The following is a 3,259-nucleotide window of genomic DNA, read 5'->3' as shown; positions in this document are numbered from 1 at the left end:
GGCGGCATCGGCGCCGAGGGGGCCTCGGGCGCGGACGCAGCCTCCGGCGCGGAGGGAGCCTCGGGCGCGGGCGGAGCCGGGAATGCCGGCGAAGCCTCGGGCGCGGCCGGGATCGGAGGCGCGGGTGGAACCTCCGAGGCATAGGGAGCTTCCGGGGTCACCGCCGGGGCGATGCCGGCCGGCGGCGAAGCAGCCGGCGGCGAACCAGTGTCCGCCTTCGCGGGAGCCTGCTGTGCGCGCCTGGCGGACTGCACCATGTCCCGGACACCCTCGGCGTGGCCCTGCACGAGCTGGGCCAGCCGCTGGAGGAACTCTCGCTCGCGGGACACGAAGCTCGACAGCGCGGCCGATCCGGCCGCCGACGGGACCGGCGCGTCGGAACTGGCGGAACCGCCTGACGCGGCCGTGCCCGCCCGGGCATCGGCGTCCCGGAGGATCGCGGCCGCCCGGGCCTGCGCGTCACGGACGATCGCCTCGGCCTGCTCCTGGGCCCGTCGCTTGATGCCCTCGGCGGCCCTGGTGGCCTCCGCGGCCTGGCCGACGTCGGCGAGCGGGGTCGTGAGGACCTGTCCCTGGCCCTGTTCCGCAGCCGTGCGCTTCTCTTCCTGGAGCACCGACAGCTCCTCGGTGACGCGGTCCAGGAAGTCGTCGACCTCCTGCTCGTCGTAGCCCCGAAACGACCGACGGAACTGTTGCTGTTGAACGTCGATCGGCGTGAGCCGTCGTGAATCCCCGCCCAGCTCCAGGTCGGAGCCGGACTCCTTGCGCTTCCTCATTGTCTTCCCCTCAGAATCGAAAGCGTCAGCAGCCTATCGCAATCTTCAGCACGTAGATCACGATGAACAGAATGATGGGCGAGAAGTCCATGGCCATCGCCCCCATTCGAAGAGCTGGAAGAAGGTTGCGTAGGGGGCGCAGGACCGGATCGGTGACGTCGTACACGAACCGCATGATGGTGTGGAGCGGTCCCGACCGGGGAGGCGGGAACCACGAAGCGATGATCCGAACGAACAGGACGACCCAATAAGCGGTGAGGAGGTCGCAGGCGATGCGCGTGCCGGTTCCCAGGGCCAGACACGTGGTCACGGGGCGACCGGCTCCTGGACGGTGCGTCCCGCGGGCATCGCTCGGGGCGGCCCCACTAGAACTGGTTGTAGAAGCCGCCCTCCCGGAGGCGCTCCCGTTCCTCCGCGGAAACCTCGACGTTCGCGGGAGTCAACAGGTAGACGCGGTTGGCCACGGTCTCGATCTTCCCGCCCAGGCCGAACACCAGGCCTGAGGCGAAGTCCACCAGGCGCCGGGCAGTGGCGTCCTCGCAGCCCTGGAGGTTGATGATCACCGGGACCCCCTCGCGGAACTTGTCCCCGAGGTCGCGGGCCTCGTTGAACCGCTTCGGCTCCGACTTGTGGATGGTGGAGGCCGGATGGGGGCGAGGTTGCGGGATGGTGCGGACCACGGTGGCTCCGGTGTCCGGGGCCGGATGCAGGGTGACGGCCTCGGCACGGCCGAGGCGCCGCACCGTTGTCGAGACGTCGGCCATGGGAGCCGCGTCGGCCTCGGCCGCGTCGTCGTACTCCTCGTCCTCGACCAGACCGAGATAGCTGAGGGTCTTCTTCCACACGCCTGGCACGATCGCCTCCTATTGCGGAGCGCCCGCCGGTCCGCCTTCGGGGCGGGCTCCGTCTTCGCCCGGGGCTTCCCTTTGTTCCCGCTGTGCCCGCGACACCGTCGCCCGCTCGCCGAACAGGGCCGTTCCGATCCGGACCATGGTAGCGCCTTCTTCCACGGCGACCTCGTAATCGGCGGACATTCCCATGGAAAGTTCGCGCAGCCCCTCGAACCGCTCGCGCTGCTGGTCGCGCATCTCACGGAGCCGCCGGAAGTGGGGGCGGCTGTCCTCCGGGTGGTCGGACAGCGGGGGCAATGTCATCAGTCCGCGGACCTCCAGGCCGGCCAACGACCGGAGCTCCTCCAGGAACGCGGGGAGGTCGTCCGGCTGGACGCCGGCGCGGCTCCCGGTGAAGTCGACCTGGACGAGCGAGGGGATGGGGGTGCCTCCCTGCTCGGCTCGCCGTGACAGGCGCTCGGGACCGCGGCCCGGCGCGAGGGTGTGCACGACGTCGGCCAGGTCGGCGACGCGGTGGGCGGTGTGGCTCTGGAGGACGCCCACGAAGTGCCACGTCGCGCCGGTGACCCGGCCGGCCTTGGCGGCGAGCTCCTTCACGTAGTTCTCCCCGAAGTCCTCGATGCCCGCCCCGCGGGCCTGCTCGACGCGTTCGGCCGGCACGCCCTTGGCCACCGCCACCAGACGAACCTCCGCCGGGTCCCGGCCGGCCCGGTCAGCGGCCGACTCGATGCGGGCCCGGATGGCGGCGAGCCGTTCCTCCAGGCCGGCGCGGGACGTCACAGCCGGACGGCCACCCCGGCCTGCCTGCCGGTGGTGCCGCGGTCGCGGCGGTGGGAGTAGAAGCGCGCGCGTTCGCACGCCGTGCACAGGCCGGTGTCCTCGACCTTGCGGATCCCGAGGGCGCGCAGGTGGGCGCGGGCCGTGCCGGGGAGATCCAGGTACAGCCGGCCGCTCCGCCGGTCGGTCACCGCGCCGGCCTCCGACGCGGAGGCCACGGCGAGGGCGACATCCTCCTTCACCTCGTAGTGGCAGGGACCGATGGCCGGTCCCACGGCCACGCGGACATCGGAGGGGTCGTCGAACAGCCCGGCCGCTCGGATCAGGATCCCGGCGGCCATCCCCCGCCATCCCGCGTGGACCACCGCGACCAGCCCCCCGGCCGGCGACGCGAACACGATGGGCATGCAGTCCGCCGTGAGCACGGCCAGGGGGAAGCCGGCGCTCGCCGTGTACAGGGCGTCGGTGCGCGGGATCCTGGAGCCGAGGTCATCGAAGCCCGCGCCGGCACGTTTCGCGCCGACCCGGACCGCGTTCGTTCCGTGGACCTGCTCCGCGGTGGCGAACGGCGCGATCCCCAGGCCCCCCACCACCCGGGCGCGGTTCGACCGGACCTTGGCGGCCTCGTCCTCGACGGCCAGGGAGAGGTTCAGGGAGTCGAACGGCTTGGGGCTGGTCCCGCCGGTTCGCTCGGTGAATGCGGCCAGGAAGCCGGCCCGCTCCAGGGTGGTCGACACGAGCGCGTGTGCCCGGTGTCCGAGGGCGCGACGTTCGAAAGCCATCGGTCGGGAGAATCCCACGGGCCCCGCGGCCCGGCAACGCGTCGCACGCGCCGGGGTGGGGGTTGGGGAGGGG

General features: G+C 72.3%; 5 protein-coding genes. All 5 read right to left on the bottom strand.

From position 1 onward, the window contains the following. A partial coding sequence (locus tag M3Q23_05705; GenBank protein ID MDP9341595.1) for a DivIVA domain-containing protein occupies positions 1-776 on the bottom strand: 776 nt, incomplete at its 3' end. 25 nt (positions 777-801) lie between these two features. Next, a complete protein-coding gene (locus M3Q23_05700; protein ID MDP9341594.1) occupies positions 802-1,086 on the bottom strand; it encodes a YggT family protein in 285 nt (94 codons plus the stop codon). Between the two features lie 55 nt (positions 1,087-1,141). Continuing rightward, positions 1,142-1,630 (bottom strand): cell division protein SepF, encoded by a 489-nt coding sequence (sepF, locus tag M3Q23_05695; GenBank protein MDP9341593.1) that lies wholly within the window; start codon positions 1,628-1,630, stop codon positions 1,142-1,144. A 9-nt stretch (positions 1,631-1,639) separates the two neighbouring features. Beyond that, positions 1,640-2,407 carry a YggS family pyridoxal phosphate-dependent enzyme gene (locus tag M3Q23_05690; protein MDP9341592.1) on the bottom strand — a complete coding sequence of 256 codons (768 nt, stop codon included), beginning with the start codon at positions 2,405-2,407 and terminating at the stop codon, positions 1,640-1,642. Further along, positions 2,404-3,186, bottom strand: coding sequence for a peptidoglycan editing factor PgeF (pgeF, locus tag M3Q23_05685; protein MDP9341591.1), 783 nt, complete (start codon positions 3,184-3,186; stop codon positions 2,404-2,406). Before pgeF ends, M3Q23_05690 begins: the two co-directional genes overlap by 4 nt. Positions 3,187-3,259: the final 73 nt, after the last annotated feature.

The sequence above is a fragment of the Actinomycetota bacterium genome (assembly GCA_030774015.1).
Taxonomy (GTDB): domain Bacteria; phylum Actinomycetota; class UBA4738; order UBA4738; family JACQTL01; genus JALYLZ01.
The sequence above is the reverse complement of the archived record's forward strand: the minus strand, read 5'-3'. Positions and strand labels throughout refer to the sequence as shown.